Origin of the sequence: Methylophaga pinxianii (assembly GCF_020447225.1) — a bacterium.
Classification (GTDB): Bacteria; Pseudomonadota; Gammaproteobacteria; order Nitrosococcales; family Methylophagaceae; genus Methylophaga; species Methylophaga pinxianii.
In genome coordinates, this window is the sequence record NZ_JAJAEO010000161.1 from 1 (window position 1) to 19280 (window position 19280).

16 protein-coding genes and 1 pseudogene are annotated in these 19280 nt (G+C 45.7%); 2 read left to right on the forward strand and 15 right to left on the reverse strand.

The genetic code is table 11. From position 1 onward, the window contains the following. Positions 1 to 95 precede the first annotated feature (95 nt). Both LGT40_RS05890 and LGT40_RS05895 read right to left on the reverse strand, forming a co-directional pair. On the reverse strand, positions 96 to 485 hold the full coding sequence (locus tag LGT40_RS05890) for a hypothetical protein (RefSeq protein ID WP_226070010.1): 390 nt from the start codon (positions 483 to 485) through the stop codon (positions 96 to 98). 501 nt (positions 486 to 986) lie between these two features. After that, positions 987 to 2348 (reverse strand): MBL fold metallo-hydrolase RNA specificity domain-containing protein, encoded by a 1362-nt coding sequence (locus tag LGT40_RS05895; RefSeq protein ID WP_226070008.1) that lies wholly within the window; start codon positions 2346 to 2348, stop codon positions 987 to 989. Between the two features lie 379 nt (positions 2349 to 2727). On the opposite strand from LGT40_RS05895, the gene LGT40_RS05900 reads away from it, so the two are divergent. After that, complete coding sequence (locus tag LGT40_RS05900; RefSeq protein ID WP_226070006.1) at positions 2728 to 2943, forward strand: hypothetical protein; 216 nt, start codon at positions 2728 to 2730, stop codon at positions 2941 to 2943. Positions 2944 to 3018: 75 nt separating this feature from the next. On the opposite strand, the gene LGT40_RS05905 is transcribed toward LGT40_RS05900, so the two are convergent. The 4 genes and pseudogenes from LGT40_RS05905 to LGT40_RS05920 all read right to left on the reverse strand — a co-directional run bounded on the left by LGT40_RS05905 (position 3019) and on the right by LGT40_RS05920 (position 9627). Then, the gene (locus tag LGT40_RS05905) at positions 3019 to 3768 is read right to left on the reverse strand and encodes a YcnI family copper-binding membrane protein (protein ID WP_226070005.1); all 750 of its coding nucleotides are present in this window, start codon (positions 3766 to 3768) and stop codon (positions 3019 to 3021) included. 59 nt (positions 3769 to 3827) lie between these two features. Then, positions 3828 to 5840: a DNA helicase Rep gene (gene rep, locus LGT40_RS05910; RefSeq protein WP_226070003.1), complete on the reverse strand. Its 2013-nt coding sequence runs from the start codon at positions 5838 to 5840 to the stop codon at positions 3828 to 3830. Positions 5841 to 5846: 6 nt separating this feature from the next. After that, positions 5847 to 7349 (reverse strand): annotated as a pseudogene (locus LGT40_RS05915) (YifB family Mg chelatase-like AAA ATPase). Between the two features lie 163 nt (positions 7350 to 7512). After that, entirely contained in the window at positions 7513 to 9627 is a 2115-nt protein-coding gene (locus LGT40_RS05920; protein WP_226070002.1) for a TonB-dependent siderophore receptor, read from the reverse strand. Between the two features lie 428 nt (positions 9628 to 10055). Here LGT40_RS05920 and LGT40_RS05925 point away from each other — a divergent pair, with 428 nt between their 5' ends. After that, complete coding sequence (locus LGT40_RS05925; RefSeq protein WP_226070000.1) at positions 10056 to 11219, forward strand: DUF481 domain-containing protein; 1164 nt, start codon at positions 10056 to 10058, stop codon at positions 11217 to 11219. Positions 11220 to 11555: 336 nt separating this feature from the next. Here LGT40_RS05925 and LGT40_RS05930 read toward each other — a convergent pair whose 3' ends face one another. The 9 genes from LGT40_RS05930 to LGT40_RS05970 form a co-directional block, all read right to left on the reverse strand. Continuing rightward, positions 11556 to 12431: a LysR substrate-binding domain-containing protein gene (locus tag LGT40_RS05930; protein ID WP_226069999.1), complete on the reverse strand. Its 876-nt coding sequence runs from the start codon at positions 12429 to 12431 to the stop codon at positions 11556 to 11558. Next, a complete protein-coding gene (locus LGT40_RS05935; RefSeq protein WP_226069997.1) occupies positions 12419 to 13435 on the reverse strand; it encodes a phosphonate dehydrogenase in 1017 nt (338 codons plus the stop codon). Before LGT40_RS05935 ends, LGT40_RS05930 begins: the two co-directional genes overlap by 13 nt. A 9-nt stretch (positions 13436 to 13444) precedes the next feature. Further along, positions 13445 to 14251: a phosphonate ABC transporter, permease protein PhnE gene (gene phnE / locus LGT40_RS05940; protein ID WP_226069996.1), complete on the reverse strand. Its 807-nt coding sequence runs from the start codon at positions 14249 to 14251 to the stop codon at positions 13445 to 13447. Positions 14252 to 14260: 9 nt separating this feature from the next. Next, positions 14261 to 15124, reverse strand: coding sequence for a phosphate/phosphite/phosphonate ABC transporter substrate-binding protein (gene phnD, locus LGT40_RS05945; protein ID WP_226069994.1), 864 nt, complete (start codon positions 15122 to 15124; stop codon positions 14261 to 14263). Then, a complete protein-coding gene (gene phnC / locus LGT40_RS05950; protein WP_226069993.1) occupies positions 15124 to 15972 on the reverse strand; it encodes a phosphonate ABC transporter ATP-binding protein in 849 nt (282 codons plus the stop codon). Before phnC ends, phnD begins: the two co-directional genes overlap by 1 nt. A 183-nt stretch (positions 15973 to 16155) precedes the next feature. Next, entirely contained in the window at positions 16156 to 16470 is a 315-nt protein-coding gene (gene ppnP / locus LGT40_RS05955; protein WP_226069992.1) for a pyrimidine/purine nucleoside phosphorylase, read from the reverse strand. A gap of 45 nt (positions 16471 to 16515) precedes the next feature. Beyond that, on the reverse strand, positions 16516 to 17268 hold the full coding sequence (locus LGT40_RS05960) for a hypothetical protein (RefSeq protein ID WP_226069991.1): 753 nt from the start codon (positions 17266 to 17268) through the stop codon (positions 16516 to 16518). A 38-nt stretch (positions 17269 to 17306) separates the two neighbouring features. Further along, positions 17307 to 17555: a ubiquinone biosynthesis accessory factor UbiK gene (gene ubiK / locus LGT40_RS05965; protein ID WP_226069990.1), complete on the reverse strand. Its 249-nt coding sequence runs from the start codon at positions 17553 to 17555 to the stop codon at positions 17307 to 17309. Between the two features lie 77 nt (positions 17556 to 17632). After that, positions 17633 to 19093: a helicase HerA-like C-terminal domain-containing protein gene (locus LGT40_RS05970; protein ID WP_226069989.1), complete on the reverse strand. Its 1461-nt coding sequence runs from the start codon at positions 19091 to 19093 to the stop codon at positions 17633 to 17635. Positions 19094 to 19280: the final 187 nt, after the last annotated feature.

Below are 19280 nucleotides of genomic sequence, written 5' to 3' on the forward strand. Positions count from 1 at the left end.
CTCACTGAATTACATGTCGCCAGTTGAATATGCAAAACAGGCCGCATAAAGTAACCAAATCTCATCAAGGGATTGGTACTAACTCAGGGGAAAGGTCAGTCAGAGAATGAAGATGAAAATTCCTTACTGCTGACAAGTGTAAAGTTTTCATCCATCAGGTCGAATATATTGGCACAGCTCTTCTTTAGAACAGCAAGGTAGTTGCCAGTCTCAATGATCAATATAAATGCATAAACCGTGTCTTCGAAATCATCGTCCAAGAAGTAAACTGGCCGATTAGAAGGAAACACTCTGACCGAATAGACAAAACTTAAATTTAGATCATCTACATTCCTTTCCTGCCTAAATTGATCAATTACAAATTCACTATCGGGATTCATATTATCAGAGGCAGTGTCGATGATACTTCTAACTAATTCATCCTCTACAGGCTCATCGACTCTGTAAAATTGTGCATTCTTAGTCAATCTGAGTCTTTCTGGCACTATCCTGCCTCCTTCCTAACAATATAAATGAGGTCTGCGACCTCATAATAATTATTAACGTGAATGGGTCATAATTATGCCGAACCAAATTCGCGTCAAATAATGCTATGAAATAGTTAATTTTATTCAGGTGGATTTTTACCGATTTCATTAATCGTGAATGATTTACGATTAATTTTCTGCCTGAGCAGGCTTGGAATAGTGATGTGAGTTGAATATCCATATCGGTCTCAAAAACGTGAGATGGCTCACAATTTATAGTTTTTTCAAGATCAGCACAAGTATCTGATTTGTTTGGAGTAAAGCATGGCAAAGTCGATATTCAACACACGCATCACGCCATATTCCAAAAATATCTGCCCTACGTGGCTCTGTGGTTAACCTCAAAAGCGGTTGCATCCAAAGATGTATTTTCAAAAACTCATCGGCACATTGTTTGTAATGAGAGGCCGGGCCCGGTTGATGAAAAGCCTAGCCAGTTTTTTCGCCTGAGTTAGGCAATTAAATATCCACTTCTTCAAACAGTTCTGGCACTTCGGCATCCCAGCCGAATTTTTCGGTGATGTGTTTACGCATGGTGTCGCTGGCGACTAATTCGCCGTGGGTGACGTAGACTTTATCCGGCTTGAGATTGCCCTGCCCTAACCAGGTCAGAATTTCGTTGTAGTCACCATGGGCAGACATGGAATCCAGATTATGGATTTCGGCTTTTACTGGCCAGTAAGCACCATGGATTTTGACGGATTGGGCCCCATTTACCAACGCATCACCACGGGTGCCAGGGGCTTGGAAGCCCGCGAAGACAATACTGTTGCGTGGATTCGGTAATAAGGTTTTAAGGTGATGCAGCACTCGACCGCCGGAGGCCATACCGCTGGCCGATACAATCACACATGGATAGCGCATGGTATCCAGTTCGATGGCTTCTTCTACGGTGCGGATGTACTGAGTTTGATCATCAATCAGCGCGCACTGGCTTTGATCCAGCTTATGTTCTTTGTGGTGTTTGATGAAAGCTTCAGTGGCCTTGATAGCCATCGGGCTGTTCAGGTAGACCGGCAATTCGGGGATCTTGCCTTCTCCCATGAGTTTATGCACCACATACAGCAGCATTTGTGCTCGGCCCACGGCAAAGGCTGGCATCAGCGTGATACCACCACGAGCTGCGGTTTTAGTAATGATTTCTGCCAGTACAGCTTCGGGATCTGATTCACCATGGAGGCGATCACCGTAGGTGGATTCACATACCAGTACATCTGCGTGCTGCAGTGGTTCGGGCGGTCGCATGATAATGTCGTTTTGTCGTCCCACATCACCCGAAAATACCACTGTTCGGTCTGAGCCTTTGTGATGAACATGCACACAGGATGAGCCCAGAATATGTCCCGCGGGGGTAAAGCTGACTTCAAAGCCTTTTACCGGCTCAAATATTTCGTGGTAATGCAGGGATTCGAAATGTTTTAAGGCTTCTCTGGCGTCTTTTTCGGTAAATAGCGGTTCAGGATTTTTGTGTTTTGAGAACTTCTTACGTGCAGCATATTTGGCATCTTCTTCTTGCAGATAACCAGCATCTGGCAGCAGCACATTACACAGCTCGTGTGTGGCCTGAGTGCAGTAGATTTTGCCTTTGAAACCGTTTTTTACCAGCGCTGGCAAATAGCCGGAATGATCTATATGAGCATGGGTGAGTACCACGGCATTGATGGTTGAAGGATCGACCGGAAACGGTGCCCAGTTACGCCGCCGCAAGGTTTTCACCCCTTGATACAAACCACAGTCCACCAGTAATCGGTGGTTATCATCAGAAAGCAGGTAGCGGGAACCGGTTACTGTGTTTGTACCACCGAGAAAGCGAAGTTTCATGTACGTTTGATCCTTGTCTGGCAATTGCTGTTAGCTAATGAACAAGTTTACTGTGATTAAGCTTATTAACTTTTGATATGGGTCAAATCTTTGGTGAACACCTTTTTCTCAATTTATACGCCAAACAGTAATCATGATAAAACTGTTTTCCGTATTACCACTTTCTTAAACTCGCCGGATATTGATCATATTGATGCAGATTAAGTGTGAATCTATTGATATGTAGTACCGTCTAATTGAAACAGCATTTACTTGTTGTGATACTAGAGCGTGGTTATTTAACTTCATCTGTTCTGGCTAAATCCAGAAATCAAAGCGTTTCAGCCTTCTATTACTGCAAGATAGATGTTCTCTTTAATAACCTTAAGGAATCAACATCATGACACTACAGCAAATAAATCAACAAAAATCAGCTAGCATTTCGACGCTTATTGCCGCTTCTTTGCAGCTCTCTAAAGACGAAGACAAAGAAGAGAAAAAATCGCCTCAAGTTCCGGATCCTTCGGAAGGCACTTATCAGCCGGCAGATGACCCGGATGATGATAAACAGAAAGAGGCCGAAAAAGCGCCTCCTATGCCGCAGCCTCCCGCTTGAGTGCTAACAATAGAAATAAAAAAAAAGGCCCAGTTTTAGTTCTAAAACCGGGCCTTTTTATTTAGCTAATATGAATTAGTGATGATGATGGTGATGTTCACCTGTGCCATCCACCACTTTTACAAACGGTGCCGGGTATTGCAGTAGGGATTGTCCATGGCCAGCATGAGCAGAATGATCCATTTCATCCGCTTTGTCCGTCATATCCATTTGCTGATCATGCTGATGTTGATGGGCTTTCGCGTGATCATGTTCAGCAGAAGGTTCTGGTTTTTTCTTGGGCTGATCTTGCTGATATTCTTCGTCCAGCTCTTCCACATCTTCCATCATATCGATCACGCCTTCCGGAGCAGGTTCTTCTGGCATGGTCTTTTTGGCTGGTTCGGTTTCCGCAATCTGATCCCATTGTAATTCACCAGATTCACATTTTTGGGTGACAGGAAAATACAGCACACTGGTCGCACCAACGCCAACACGGCCCCGGAAGATAAATTCATCAAAATGATTATCGCTTAATGTATTTCCCGACCAGGTAATTTGTCTGACGGCTTCGGTTATTTCGATACCATCGCGAAAGAACGGCCGTTCGATCGGCTTTTTCACAATTTCCACCTGCCAGCCAGCTTTGGGCATTGGTTGGGTAAATTGCAGTCCTTCAGGAATATCTACAGTAATCGCTGTGGTCGCAGAAGCATCACAGCCTTGGGTAACAGTCAGCACACCTTTATAGTAGCTGCCACTTTCGGCTTCTGTTTGTTCCAGCATGACATGTGCATTTGCCAAACCTGGAATCAGCATCGCCAAATAGAGAAGTTTTGTTTTCATATTTTCCACCTTAGCCGTGGGCGAGATAACGCCCACAAATGAATAATCAGATCAATATGTTACTTAAGCATATCGCGAATATTGGATAAATGGGCTTTGCCACGCTCTTTTCGTTCTTCTGGATCAACCTGTGTTTTTTCGGTCATCCAAATCAAATCTTCTGGTGGTAACTCTCGAAGGAAACGACTTTCTTCACAATCCACCTTTTCGCCATAACGCTTACGGGTGTTTGCCAGTGTCATGACCAGGCTGCGTTGCGCCCTTGTAATGCCAACATACGCAAGACGGCGCTCTTCTTCAATGGAGTCTTCTTCGATACTGGTGCGATGCGGCAGAATTTCCTCTTCCATACCGACAATAAATACATGTGGAAACTCCAGTCCTTTTGCCGCATGTAACGTCATTAAATGTACTGCATCCGCCTGATTTTCATCAGCCTGCCGATCCATAATATCCATCAGCGTTAAACGGGCAGCAATATCGCCAATCGATTTTTCTTCGGTATCCTGATCAATCATTCGTTCGATCCAACCGACCAGCTCATCAACATTTTCCATGCGGCGATTGGCTTTATTGGGATCGCCACTGACTTCTTCCAGCCAACCACGGTAATTGATTTCCTCAATCATATCCTTGATGGCATCGAGCAGATTGCCACGGGCAGCGCGATCAGCAATATCAATTAGCCAGCGGGTAAAGATTTCCAAGTTCTGCACAGATTTAGCCGGCAGGCTTTCGGCGAGTCCCATTTCAAAGCAGGCACCGAACATGCTGGTGTTACGTTTGGCTGCGTATTCACCCAGTGCCTGTAATGTAGATGAACCAATACCGCGACGAGGGGTATTTATGACCCGTAAAAAAGCATTATCGTCATCCTGATTGGCCAGCAGACGCAGATAGGCCATGATGTCTTTGACTTCGACCCGTGAGAAAAACGAGGTGCCACCGGTCAAAAAATACGGCACATTATGTTCACGTAAGACTTTTTCCAACGAGCGGGATTGATGATTGCTGCGATACAGAATCGCATAATCCTTGAAACTCGCCTGATGTTTGAGCTTGTGATAGAGCAGTTCGGAAATGACTTTTTCCGATTCATGCTCATCATCACGACAACCAATAACCCGAATCGCATCACCCTCACCCATCGCGCTCCACAGTTTCTTTTCAAAAATATGGGGGTTATGACTTATTAATGTGTTGGCAACACGCAGAATACGGCCCATCGAACGATAATTCTGTTCAAGTTTGATCAATTTTAATCGGGGAAAATCCGTTTGCAGTTGCACCAGATTTTCGGGTCGGGCACCACGCCAGGAATAAACTGATTGATCATCGTCCCCTACCACGGTGAGCTTTTCACGGATGCCGACCAATTGTTTGACCAGTTCGTACTGACAGCCATTGGTATCCTGGTATTCATCGACCAGCAGATAATGGATTTTCGCCTGCCATTTCTGCAAAACATCACGATGTTCACGAAACAGAAGCACCGGTTTTAAAATCAGATCATCAAAATCCACGGCGTTATAGGCCTGCAAAGCCTGCACATAACGTGGATAGACCTTGGCAGCAAATTCTTCCTGGGCACCATCGGCTATCTGGGCGGCTTGCTCGGGCAGGATCAACTGGTTTTTCCAGTTGGAAATCATGTTTTGCACTTCCTGAGCATGATCGCTGTCGGCGGCAAAATCCCGCCCCATCAAATCGCGAAACACGGCCAGTGAATCCTGGGCATCAAAAATAGAAAAACCGGGGCGATAACCTAATGATTTACCATCACGACGCAGAATGTTCAAACCAAGCGTATGGAATGTTGAGACCATCAGACCACGTGCTGAAGCCTGTCGGGTAGACATCAGATCAGAAACCCGTTCTTTCATTTCACGAGCCGCTTTATTGGTAAAGGTTACGGCGGCGATATTGCTGGCTTTGATGCCGCATTGCTCGATTAGATAGGCAATCTTACGGGTAATCACCCGCGTCTTGCCACTGCCGGCACCGGCTAATACTAACAACGGTCCATCGATGTAACGCACAGCTTCCCGCTGTTGCGGATTGAGATCTTTCACTAAATATTAATTCGCTGTGTCGAGGCGTCGATAGCCGATGGCTTCTGTTAAATGAACTGTTTGAATGGTGGATGAACCGGCCAAATCCGCAATGGTGCGGGCAACTTTTAAAATACGATGATAGGCCCGAGCCGATAGTCCAAAACGGCTGATGGCATTTTCTACTAATTGAAAATCCTGATCTGACAAGGTGCAAAAAACCTCTAGTTCTTTATGTTGCAGGGACGCATTGGCTTTGGAGGCACGTTCCAGTTGAATCTGTCGCGCTTGAATAACCCGCTGCCGAACCACTTCACTGGACTCCGGTGGCACATCATCAGGCTTAGGCCGCAACAGTTTTTTATCCACTGCCGGCACCTCCATCAACATATCAATGCGATCCAATAACGGGCCGGAGATCTTACCACGGTAACGCCTGACTTGCTCCTCTGTGCAATAACATCTTGCCTGCCCCAGATAACCGCATGGGCAGGGATTCATTGCGGCAACCAATTGAAATCGTGAAGGAAATTCTGCCTGATTGGCAGCGCGGGATATCGTGATTTTTCCTGATTCAATTGGCTCGCGTAAAACTTCTAATACTTTACGATCAAACTCCGGGAGTTCATCCAAAAATAATACGCCTTGATGTGCCAGCGAAATCTCTCCCGGTTTAGGCTGGCTGCCGCCACCAACTAAAGCCACAGCAGAAGCGGTGTGATGTGGTGCACGAAAAGGTCGTTGCATCCAGTTTTCTACCTGAAATCCGGCAGAGGATATTGAGTGAATGGTTGCCGTTTCAATCGCCTCCTGCTCAGTCATTGGCGGCAGGATTCCGGGAAGACGACTTGCCAGCATGGTTTTTCCAGTACCGGGAGGTCCAGCGAAAAGTAGGCTATGAGATCAGGCAGCAGCAATTTCTAAAGCCCGTCTGGCGGATGCCTGACCACGCACATCAGCTAAATCAGCATAGTTATTTTGAATATGCTGATATTGGTTGATATTAGCTGGTAAGCGCAGTTGATCATGCAAATGAGCACAGACTTCCAGCAGCGTTTTGGCAGCAAAACTCTCACCCTGCTTGGTAAGCGCTGCCTCTTCGGCATTCTCAAATGGCACCATCAATTGTCGATTGGCTTCAGCCGCCGCTAAAGCCGTGGGTAACACACCACGAACCGCCCGTAATTCACCAGTCAGACCCAACTCACCAATAAACTCCATATGACTTAGTGATTGCAACGGAATTTGATTGGAAGCCGCCAGAATGCCAAGCGCAATCGGCAAATCAAACCGCCCGCCTTCTTTGGGCAAATCAGCCGGGGCAAGATTGATGGTGATACGTTGCTGAGGAAAAGTGAACTGGGAGTTAATCAACGCCGAACGAACGCGATCCTTGCTTTCCTTTACTGCTGTTTCGGCCATGCCGACAATCGACAAACTGGGCAGACCATTAGAAAGATGCACTTCAACGGTCACTGCCTGAGCATAAATACCGGTCAAAGCACGACTGTAAACCGTGGCAATACTCATATTCCTTCCCTGGAAAATTAGTGTGTGTTGATTCTAGACGATTAAAGCTATGTGATGAAGGCCAAAGGTGACTTAATCAAAACTGGTTATCAGTTTCCTCCATCAATAATAAAAAGGAGGTCAGACATTTTACATGTCTGACCTCCATGATCCGCAGATAGGTTTACCAGTTGTAATTGACGGTTGCCAGGACTTCACGGCCTGGATTGTAATAATCGGCAGTGCCTGATCCCACTACGTGTTGCTCATCAAACAGGTTACGCACGTACACCGTTAAATCGGTATTTTGATAAAACTCATAACTGAATGAAGAATCAACCAAAGTTGCTGAATCGCTCTTTGCTGAATTCACCGCATCGAAGTAGTACGATCCGGTATAACGAACACCAAGGCCCAAACTCATGGCTTGAGCCGGAAATGTGTAATGCCCCCAAACTGAAGCCATTTGTTTTGGCGCAGCAGTAAATTCATTACCTTTAATAGAAGAGCCATCACGTAAGGTGCCACTTACTACTTCTGTCTCCATATAGGAATAAGCACCAGTTAAGCTGAAACGATCGGTTAATTCTACTTTGGCCTCTAGATCCAGCCCTTTTACTCTTGATTCACCAATTGTCTCCCGTTCAATCGATCCATTTTCTTGTACAACAGCGATAGTGACATCGTCTTTGCTCAGATCATAGATAGCCATTGAATAAAGCGCGTTTGAACCAGCAGGGGCAAATTTCAAGCCCACTTCATATTGCTTTCCACGCTCTGGTTTTACACCAATTGATGGAGGAGCTACCGATTCAACCATACTAATATAAGTGGACACTTCGTCTGTAACTTTATAGGTTAGCGCGCCACGCAATGATGTTTCAGTTAAATTATCCGACGTTTCGAATCCGGTAATATCCGTACTTGAAAGATCCATGTGATCAGTACGAACTCCAGCGGTAACAATAAATCGCTCAGCAAATGACAAGTTTTGTTGTAGGAAAAAAGACTCCGTGGTGTACTCCTGATCATTAGCACTATAGGGTGCCGGAAGATTCGTAATACCGCTGTAAACTGGATTTGCAATATTGATAGGAGCGACTACAGTCTCATCATAAATACTACTGTCTTCGGTAGATGCATCACGATACTCAACACCAATGAGCGTACTTGTATCAAAGTGCTCAAAGCGAGCATCATATTGCACAATTGCGTTACCTATTAGCTCCTGAGCTTGACTGTCTGTCCCAAAATAAGCTCTGTTTGCCCCTGCAGCGCTTGATGTGCCAGTCAAATAGGCATAACCAAAATCATCGGTTAAATCGCTGTAGCGCAAATTAGCACGAACAATAAAACCGTTATCAAAGTCATGGCTGAACAAACCGGTTATGCTGGTGCGTTCTACATCCTGAGAATTGAAATCGGGTTCACCATAAAACTCATCGCGGTCATACTCTCTGTCTTTAGGATAACCACCACTGTTTGGTGTGCTATCACGGTTCAGATAATCCAATAATAATGTGGCTGAGGTGAAATCTGTTGGCTCCCAGGTAATGCCGCCCAAGAAGAATTCATTATCGTCTTTGGAATAATCGTATTCGCGTTCGCTGTCCTGAAATTTACCGGTAAAACGGTAAGCCACCGTTTTGTCTTCATTTAAGGTGTCACCGACATCAATACCGACTTCCTTACGGTCAAATGAACCATATCGGGCATAACCACTGCCAAACTGCTCGAACTTTGGTGTTTTGCTGACAAAGTTAACTGAACCGCCTGGGTCAGCAGGGCCAAACAAGGTTGAGTTTGCACCGCGCAACACTTCAACACGCTCAAAGGCATAAGCATCTTCACGAACACCGCGCATTGATCCTAATGTCATACCATCACGATATGTCGTGGCCTGAAAGCCGCGGATCTGGAAGTAATCATTACGATCATCAGTACCGTAAAAATCCGTGATAATACCAGGCGTGTATTGCAGCACTTCTTCGGTGGTGCTGGCGTGACGTTGCTCGATTTCTTTTTCTGTGATCACAGACACCGATGCTGGCGTATCAAGAATGCTGGTTGCGACTTTGCCGCCTACAGAGATTTCCTGAGCAACAATGGAGTTTGCATCATCATCAGCAAGAGCCTGAGTGTTAACGATAATAGGGGAAAAACGATAAACTTCTTTATCACTCTCCTCCTGCGCCATAGTACTCATTGGAACTGTCATAAAAGGGGCACAAATAAAAATTGCAGCTGCATTACGTTGCATGGGGGTAAATTTTGCTATGAAAGTTTTTTTATTTCTCATCAGGGAATTCATCTTCAGCACTTGTAAATGGAATTGTCGTTTTTTAGCGACAATTAATTAATGAATTATCGTATACGCAACAAATAGTGTCAATAATAATCTAAATGAAATTCATTAGCATCTACAGAAAAATAAAATCTGATTTTTTTCGGTACAAATTGGCACTTTATCGTTAGGTTCTTACTCTCTGCATGGTCATGCAGTAATGAATAGTGTTTTTATTTCACGTAATTTTCACATTGCATTTTTTAGGGTCTTTTGAAGTCGTTTTTCCAAAACCGCGAATAAATCGTTTAGCTATCTTCTTCCCACAGCCGATTTATATCGTCGTGATTTCGCATCCTTGGTAAAGCATTTTTGAATCAAAGGTTATCCAAATAATTATCAGTCCAGATTCACGGAAGACCTTTACCAAACATGGAGAAATCATGCTTCAACGTCGATTGAGCACCGCTATATCCTCTATTCTACTTCTCACCTCCACCAGTCTATCGGCAGATCAGATTCTGCTTGATGATGGCAGCATTCTTAAAGGTTCTATCAAACAGATTTCAGAAGGCAAAGTTATTATGGATACCGCCTTTGCCGATGAAGTGACCGTTGATTTTAATCGGGTGACACAAATCAGTACCGATCAGAAACATCTGATTGAACTGGATAGCAGTGACCGGGTTCTGGGCCAGTTGACGGTTAATGAACAGGGTCAGCATCAACTGACTGGTACAGCATTTGGCACAGTGGATATTGATCCAAAACGCATTAATACATTGTGGGAAACAGATGCCGCTAAACCACAAGTCGCCGAACTGGAACAAAAATATCAGCAGGAAATTGAGCAAATCAAAACCACTCAGGCACAGGAAAAAGCTGAGTTAGAAGAAACTTACACGGCAGAAGTGCAGCAACTTAGAGCCGAACGCGAAGCGCTGCTGGATCCGTGGAGCGGGAATCTGGCGTTTGGTGTTCAGGGAGCCAGTGGTAATACCGATCGGATGGCAGTGACCGGTCGCGGTGAACTGAATCGGGAGACGGCAGATGAAAGAATGGGCATGTATCTGGAAATCAACTACGCCAAGGAAGATGACGAGCAGACTGAAAATGAAAAACTGGCTGGGATTAAATTAGAACGCGATATCAGTGAAAATTACTTTGCGCGTGGCAGTGCCGATTTTGAGATTGATGATTTTGAAGAACTGGATTTACGCGCCATTACCACCGCCAGTCTGGGTCGGTTTTTTATTCAGGAACCGGATTTAATCTTTAAAGGCTTTGCTGGTGTCGGTTATCGGTTTGAGAGCTATTCCGACGGCACGACTGAAAAAGATCCAACCGGGGTTTTAGGATATGAAACCAATTACAACCTGAACAGCCGGATGAATCTATTTCACGATTTAACCTATTACCCCTCGTTTAGCAGCCCCGGACAAAATTATCTGCTGGTCACCAATTTTGGTGCTGAAATGCCGATCACCAATGATGAAGCCTGGAAACTACGTGCCAGTCTGCGTAGCCAGTACAACAGCCAACCCGCACCTGATGCCGAAACGACCGATACTAATTATCGCTTGAATCTGGTGTACGACTGGGATTAAACGCCTTAGGGTCTGTTGATCTTTCAGAGCCACCACTGCTGGAGGCTATTTTTTGTCTCACAAGGCGGAAATGATGCGATGTAGTTGCTCTACATAAGTCATTTCCAACGCCGTGAGGCGGAAAAATAGTCCCAGCCCTGCGGGTTGTGACTGAAAATGCACCACTCCGCGTTACTCGTCGTTTATTTAGAATAACTACAAAAACGCCAGGAGCGTTTTTGAGCGCAAGCCCCAAAGGGGTGAGATACAAGGATGTATCTCACAAACTGCTCTCCTCCCGCCTTGATTGGTGTATTTTCAGTCACAACAGAGGCGGCTATGAAAGATCAACAGACCCTAGGGATTACCCTGTAGCAGGTAATCGACAAAATCCGGCCGTTTATATTGAACGGTCGGATGTTGTCGCCAGACCAGCTGAATGGATTTTGTTAAGGCATTATCTTCTACAGGAATGGCCGCCAAACTGCCGTGTTTCACTTCATCGCGAACCGCTGATGCAAACACCAGTGAAATCCCCAACCCGGCACGAACTGCCTGTTTAACAGCCTCCGTACTGCCTAGTTGCATCGTGACGGTAGGCATTTGTTGAAAATCCTGCAAATAGGCTTTTAATAAACGCCCGGTGCCGCTTCCCTGTTCTCCGCCTATCAGGTTTAATCCCGCCAGCATGGCTTTACTGATCGATGGCAGCTTTGCCAGAGGATGATCGTTTGGGGTAATCAGTACCAGCGGTTCTGTTTTCCAGATTTGCGAATCAAAGCCGGCTTTAGGCGACCACCACTCCATGAGCGCCATATCAATTTCAGCATTTTCCAGTTTTTCGGCGACATTGGGATTGCTATCTATCAGCAAATCCAGTGGGTCAGACTCAACCGTTTTATCCTGCAAATACTGTCTCAAGTATGGCTGTAACAGATAAATACCGATATTGGAGCTGGCGCCCAGCTTCAGTGAGGGTTGCTGCACAGCCTGTAATGCTCTTTGTTGGATGCGTAACATGCTTTCCGCATAGGGCATCAGTCGTAAAGCATGCTCTGTCGGCTGACAACCACTTCGCACGCGTTTTATCAACGGTACGCGGAGCATCTCTTCCAGTTTTTGTATGTGCTGTGTGATTGTCGGTTGAGCCAGACCTAATTGATTGGCAGCCGCCTGAAAACTGTGCAGCTCAATCACGGTAATCAGACTTTTCAGCCAGATCAGGTTGAGCATGTTGCTTCCCTTTTCTCAGTTAATTGATTTGCCGGATCCAGTGGCTGTTCGTTCTGCAACACCCGGATAATATTTTCCGCAGCGCGTTTTTCAATGGCCAGCCGAACCTTACTGACTGCTGAACCGATATGAGAAGTGAATAGCGTATTGGTATGCGCCAACAGATCCTGATCAATCTCATCAGGCCGATCCTCGCGGGCCCAGTCTTCCATTTCAAACACGTCGCTGGCATATCCCGCCAGATGGCCCGTATTCAGCATACGTAAAACGGCTGCTTCATCGACAACCGAACCCCGACAAGGATTAACCAGAAAAGCACCCGGCTGCATCTGCTGCAAGCGCGGTTGATTGATCAAATGCTGAGTTTGTACGTTTAAGGGCAGCGCCATAATCACAATATCGGCTTGTACAAGCGCTTCATCCAGTGACAAGAACTCCAGATTTAATGCCGCCTGTTTTTCAGCTGACAAAGGCTGTTGATCGGTATAAATTAATTTTGCATCCCAGCCTGACAACCTTTTTGCAATGGCCTGACCAATGGCTCCCATACCGATAATGGCAATGGTGGAACCTTCAACCCCGAGACCATAAAACTGTGGTCGCCAGCCTTTAAAATAACCACTGCGTATATGCTGATCGGACGCTCGAATATGGCGAATGAGACCCACCATCAGACCGATAGTCAGCTCTGCCGTAGGTACGGTCAACAGATCCGGTACAAAAGTCAGCCAGACATTATTTGCCGTGCAGGCTGCGACATCAAAATTGTCATAGCCTTTTAATGCCGCACCAATGACTTTTAATTTTGGGCAGCGCCGTAAAAACTCTGCATCCACGCGATCCGGCATAAACACCATCAAAGCATCTGCATCATGTGCCAGCTGGATGGTATCGTTGCGTGACAGACTGCAGGAGGTCTGATTGGCTATCACATCACAATGCGGTGCCAGCATCTCCAGCACTTCATCATGAACTCTATGGGTAATGACCAGTTTTGGTTTCATTGTCATCCTTTACTTGAATTTTTTACGTAATACGCCGCTTAGTGCATCCACCAGCGTGACCATCAGCAGAATCACCAACAAAATCGCTAACACTTCCTGATATTGCATAATGCGCAGCGACCCCATCAGCTCAAAACCGATACCACCGGCACCCACCATGCCCATCACCGTAGAGGCACGAAAGTTATATTCCCAGCGATAAATTGCTACATCGGCAAACTGCGGCATGACCTGTGGCAGAATCGCGTGATAGAGCACCTGCATTGGCGAGGCACCCGCCGCTCGGGCCGCTTCAACCGGCGCTTCGTCCACATGTTCAATCGCCTCAGCAAAGAACTTGCCGACCATACCGATCGAATGCAATGCCAAGGCCAACACACCTGGTAATGCACCAAAACCGACAGCGGCAACAAAGATAATCCCCATAATCAATTCCGGAACCGAGCGCAGCGCATTTAATACAACGCGTGCCAGCTGAAACACCACACCATGTGGCGAAGTATTGCGGGCTGCCAGAAAAGCCATCGGTACCGAAAACATCACCGCAATCGCGGTGCCGGCAATACTCATTGCCAAGGTATCGAGTAATGGCGAAAACCAGTTACGGATATTCGTAAAATCAGGTGGAAATGATTCGCCAGCCAAGGTGCCAATTGCCGGTAAACCATTTGCCAGTATCTCGAAGTTGAGTACATTGACATACCAGGCAGCCAGCAGAATGATGGCCATTAAGGCCATCACTTGCAGGGTTTGACGTTTCCAGCGCTGACTGTAGCGTTTCAATACGTCTGAATGTTGGAGAATTTGGGTATTCATAAATCGCCCTTACATCTTGGAAAAATCAAGATTCAATAATTTGCCCATATCACGAATGACGTCATAGTCGGCATCGGTAATGGGTGCAAATCCCTCGGCTTTGAAGTTTTTCAGTACTTCTGCATCATCCAGCTTGATAAATGCATCCTTGATTTTCGCTTTCAAATCATCATTCAGATTAGAACGCATGGCCCATGGATACTGCGGATAAGGTTTGCTGTGACCCAGTACTTTTACCTTGGCAGGATCAATCAGGTTACGTTCGACAACATAATTGAAAATCACTTCAGACAGACCACCGGCATCAGCATTACCACTGGCAACATTTACCGCGACAGCATCGTGCGTACCGACAAAATGCTGCTCATAATCAGTTTTAGCTTTGATACCACCCTCTTCCAGTAATACCGTTTTGGGAATCAGGTGACTGGAGGTAGAGGCACGATCACCATAAGCCATTTTTTTACCTTTAATGTCAGCATACGATTCGATACCTGAATCAACATTGGCAATCAGAATGGAACGATAGGTTGGAACACCATCAATAACCATGGCAGCAAATGGTTCGATTTCACTTTTGGATTTGGCCATCACATATGACAGAGGCCCGAAATACGCCAAATCAATCCGGCCAAAGCGCATGGCTTCGATCATTGAGGAATAATCGGTGGTCACAATCAGTTCAACTTTTTTATTCAGTGTGGATTCAAGATAGTCTTTTAAGGGTTGATTACGTTTGATGAGTTCTGATGCATTTTCATCGGGCAATAAAGCCACTTTTAAGGTATCCGGATCGGCATCAGCGGCCATGCTCGGGGCGATGGCTGTCACCAGAAGCGAGGTGGCTAACAGTAATTGTTTAAACAGTTTCATCAGGCAATCTCCAGTTGTGTTGCAGTTTTAGTAGGTAAACGTTCAGGGGAAGACTTGGGTTGGCTATCTTTGGCAGATTTACTTTTTTCGACCGGTTGCTGATAAATCAACGCCAGATGTGTGTCATCAAGCTGTTGTGGTGCGGCGTCAAACACGACTTGGGCGTTAGCCAGCCCAATAATGCGATCAGCAAATCGTTTGGCATACTCAAGTTGATGTAATGAAACAACGGCAGTAATGCCATCTTCGCTGCAGATGTGTTTTAGCTGGGACAACACTTTTTCGGAAGTCGCCGGATCCAGACTGGCGACCGGCTCATCCGCCAGAATAATAGTTGGCTGCTGGGCTAGCGCGCGAGCGATACCGACTCGCTGTTGTTGCCCACCGGATAATTGATCAACACGTGCCAGCGCTTTGTCAGCCAGACCCACCCGATCCAGACAATGCAATGCCAGCTCCAGATCATGCTTGGGCATTGGCATCAGGCTTCGCCAGAAGGTGTGATAGCCAAGCCTTCCCATCAAGACGTTTTGCAGAGCGGTATGGCGCAGGATTAATTGGTGGTGCTGAAATACCATGGCTGTTTTACGGCGATGACGCCGCAAGGTACGTTGATTATCCAGTGCGCCAAACTCGGCGGAAATGACCTTGCCAGAAGTCGGTTTGACCAGATGATTCAATGATCTTAATAACGATGATTTACCGGCACCTGATAAGCCCAGCAGCACATTGAATTCGCCCCGTTGAAAATCGAGTGAAGTAGTTCGTAACGCTTCAATCCCGCCTGAATAAGTAATCCCCAGATTATCAATAGAGAGAATCGGCTGAGGTGTCTTGCTTGCAGTCATATCATCACCTTTCGCAATATTAAGTCCCGCAGTATTGCGGTTTACAATCGAATGCTAAGGTTTGTGTATGACCAAAAAATGAAGATTAGATGACGATTTAATGACAAAGAGTGTTTTAACAGGCATAAAAAAACCGCCGTAGCAGCGCATACGGCGGTTTAGCAAAATCAGTTTAAATAAAATCTAATCGAGATAACTGCAGCAATAATCCACTAATTCGGTGATTTCGATATCAAATGAAGAATTGGCCGGCACATTGAAAGACTGGCCATAAGTAATCGGTGTCCATTCACTATCGCCATCCAGACGGTAACGTAATTGACCGGCGAGAATTTCCATTAATTCTGCTTTCTCGGTACCAAATTTATATTCACCGGGCATCATAATGCCGAGGGTTTTATAACTGCCATCCTCAAAAGTGACTTTACGGCTGGTGACTTTGCCATCGAAATAGATATTAGCTTCACGGGTTACCGTGACATTTTCAAATGTAGACATACGATTCTCTTGAGTAAAAATGGGAAGAAATATACGCCTCCGTTATCACTGTGTCATCCAGTCTTTCATCTCTTTAAAGCCTTTAGGCACCTCATACTCGTAAAGTTTATCGGTTTTGGTTTCTGTCCAGGTGGCCCCGTTACGATCAACATAGTGAATGGTATCGTCATCCTTTTTAATCGCGTAATGGACATAGGGACTGCTGGAGGTCGGATCAGTAAACACAAAACCATGCTGTACTTTTAACGATACATCCCGATCCACACCTTTCTGGTAAGTACCCAATACCGGTGTGACTCGCCACCAATAATAGTCATAACTGCTGGCGTTATTTTTATATTCCATCGCCCGGATATGTTTGGCCCCTTGCGTATCAGCTTCTTCATACCAGTAGCCATCCAGCGTCTGGCCACTGATTTGGGGTGGCCGAACAAAGTTATACAGTCCATTATTAAAACTGAAAGTCTGCTTGTCCCAATCTATTTCTGTGGTGATGGTTTTATTGGTTTTTTTACTGCTTTGGGTCGGCGTCATCGTCAATTGATTGCTATCGGTTAATTCAACCTGATAGGTGTTTTGTGGATCAGCCTCTCCAGTTGGAGAAAAGAAAGCCATACCATTTTCGAAGGTTAACACCCCACGTCCAGACGTATCGACCCACTGTCCTTGCAGGTTTTGCTGTTGGTCTTGACTGATAGTCGCAGCAGCTGCTGAAGCGGTGTCAGCTTGAACACTTGTCATCATCGGCATTGAAAACAGCAAAGCTGCTACCGGGAATAAAATTCCGGATTTATCCATTTTCTCTCTCTTTCTTTAATTTATGGGTAAAACGGTTTTTATTTATTGATAAGTTGTTCGAGTTCTGCGACCCGTAACTCCAAGGCTTCAAGTTTTTCACGGGTGCGAAGCAGGACCTGAGATTGCACTTCAAACTCTTCACGTGTCACTAAATCTAATTTATTGAATGTAGAGCTCATTGCCGCGCGAATATTTTTTTCAGCATCATCACGCATTTGTAATAGACCGGGAGGTAAAGCACGGGTGATGGTGTCTGCAATTTCATCAAATTTTTTGGGATCAATCATAATCATTCCTTAGTTGTGTATTTGATTGCTATTCTACGGCAATCTTCATCGGACTCAATTTAACGCAGATTGTTCAGCTATTTGCCACTTAACAAAGAGCCTAATATCCCACGTACCAGCCGCCTGCCAATCTGGCTGCCTACAGAACGCATCGCACTTTTGGCAAACGCTTCAAAGACAGATTCACGATTACTTTTGCGTGCTGGCTTGGCGGTTTCTTTGGCGGCTTCAGTTTGTTCAGCCAAGGCTTTTTGTTGCATTTTTTCAGCGCGTTCAGCAAGGATCTCATGTGCTGACTCCCTGTCCAGTATTTTTTCATATACCCCAGCCACCAAAGATTGTTGCATTAACTGCTGACGTTGCTGTGGAGTGACTGGCCCAATCTGGCCTTGTGGCGGCTTTATCATTGTTCGCTGAACAATCTGTGGCCGCCCTTTTTCATCCAGCACCGATACCAATGCTTCACCTACCCCCATTTCAGTGATGACTTCAGCCGTAGAAAACGCAGGATTATCGCGAAAGGTTTCTGCAGCTGCTTTGACCGCTTTCTGATCCTTGGCAGTATAGGCCCGTAAGGCATGCTGAATACGGTTACCTAACTGGCCCAATATACTGTCCGGAATATCGGTCGGGTTCTGTGTTACAAAATAGACGCCCACCCCTTTGGAACGAATTAACCGCACCACTTGCTCAATCTTTTCCAACAAGGCTTTTGGTGCATCATCAAATAATAAATGCGCCTCATCAAAAAATAACACTAGCTTGGGTTTTTCCGGATCACCGACTTCGGGTAATTGTTCAAACAACTCGGCCAGCAGCCACAATAAAAAGGTGCTGTATAACTGCGGTGATTGCATTAATTTGTCAGCCGTCAGCAAATTAATCATGCCTTTACCATGCACATCGGTCTGCAATAAATCATCAAGGTTCAACACCGGTTCAGCAAACAGCTTGTCCGCACCCTGCTCTTCCAGCACCAGTAGTCGTCGTTGAATCGCGCCAACACTGGCTGCGGAGATGTTGCCATACAGGGTTTGGAATTCACTGGCATTTTCAGCGACAAATTGCAGCATGGCGCGCAGGTCTTTCAGATCCAGCACTAACCAGCCATTGTCATCTGCTACTTTGAAAATCAGGGTTAATACGCCTTGCTGCGTATCATTGAGATTCATCAATCGCGATAATAGCAACGGTCCCATATCAGAAATGGTGGTACGCACAGGATGTCCTTGCTCGCCGAAAACATCCCATAACGTGGTGGGGAATCCTGAAAACTGGAAGTCTTCCAGTTGCATTAAGGTGACGCGTTCGCTGATTTTGGGATGTGGCTTACCAGGCTGACTGATGCCAGACAAATCACCTTTAATATCTGCAGCAAACACAGGCACACCGATCTGACTAAATGCCTCGGCCAGTCCTTGTAAAGTAACCGTTTTTCCGGTGCCGGTTGCCCCTGCGACTAAACCATGGCGATTGGCCATTTGTGGTAACAAAAAAACCGGCTGATCCGCCTGTCCTACAAAAATGGGTTGTGCCATATGCTCTCCTTATCTGCACATCCGGGATATTCAATGTCCAATTATGGTCGTTACTATACTGTGGTCTACAGGTCCTGTGTTTGCGGACTATTCTGATGCAAGCTATGCTGTAGCTATCAGCACGGGTTCACCACAACACCGTCACATTTAATAATAAGCTTTTTAGTAAAGATTTCATTAGGGATTT

What these genes read in the sequence shown, in the direction of transcription:
- LGT40_RS05895 (WP_226070008.1), bottom strand. Translation starts at nt 2,348, where the DNA reads ATGAAACTTCGCTTTCTCGGTGGTACAAACACAGTAACCGGTTCCCGC.
- LGT40_RS05900 (WP_226070006.1), top strand. Translation starts at nt 2,728, where the DNA reads ATGACACTACAGCAAATAAATCAACAAAAATCAGCTAGCATTTCGACG.
- LGT40_RS05905 (WP_226070005.1), bottom strand. Translation starts at nt 3,768, where the DNA reads ATGAAAACAAAACTTCTCTATTTGGCGATGCTGATTCCAGGTTTGGCA.
- LGT40_RS05920 (WP_226070002.1), bottom strand. Translation starts at nt 9,627, where the DNA reads ATGAGAAATAAAAAAACTTTCATAGCAAAATTTACCCCCATGCAACGT.
- LGT40_RS05925 (WP_226070000.1), top strand. Translation starts at nt 10,056, where the DNA reads ATGCTTCAACGTCGATTGAGCACCGCTATATCCTCTATTCTACTTCTC.
- LGT40_RS05930 (WP_226069999.1), bottom strand. Translation starts at nt 12,431, where the DNA reads ATGCTCAACCTGATCTGGCTGAAAAGTCTGATTACCGTGATTGAGCTG.
- LGT40_RS05935 (WP_226069997.1), bottom strand. Translation starts at nt 13,435, where the DNA reads ATGAAACCAAAACTGGTCATTACCCATAGAGTTCATGATGAAGTGCTG.
- phnE (WP_226069996.1), bottom strand. Translation starts at nt 14,251, where the DNA reads ATGAATACCCAAATTCTCCAACATTCAGACGTATTGAAACGCTACAGT.
- phnD (WP_226069994.1), bottom strand. Translation starts at nt 15,124, where the DNA reads ATGAAACTGTTTAAACAATTACTGTTAGCCACCTCGCTTCTGGTGACA.
- phnC (WP_226069993.1), bottom strand. Translation starts at nt 15,972, where the DNA reads ATGACTGCAAGCAAGACACCTCAGCCGATTCTCTCTATTGATAATCTG.
- ppnP (WP_226069992.1), bottom strand. Translation starts at nt 16,470, where the DNA reads ATGTCTACATTTGAAAATGTCACGGTAACCCGTGAAGCTAATATCTAT.
- LGT40_RS05960 (WP_226069991.1), bottom strand. Translation starts at nt 17,268, where the DNA reads ATGGATAAATCCGGAATTTTATTCCCGGTAGCAGCTTTGCTGTTTTCA.
- ubiK (WP_226069990.1), bottom strand. Translation starts at nt 17,555, where the DNA reads ATGATTGATCCCAAAAAATTTGATGAAATTGCAGACACCATCACCCGT.
- LGT40_RS05970 (WP_226069989.1), bottom strand. Translation starts at nt 19,093, where the DNA reads ATGGCACAACCCATTTTTGTAGGACAGGCGGATCAGCCGGTTTTTTTG.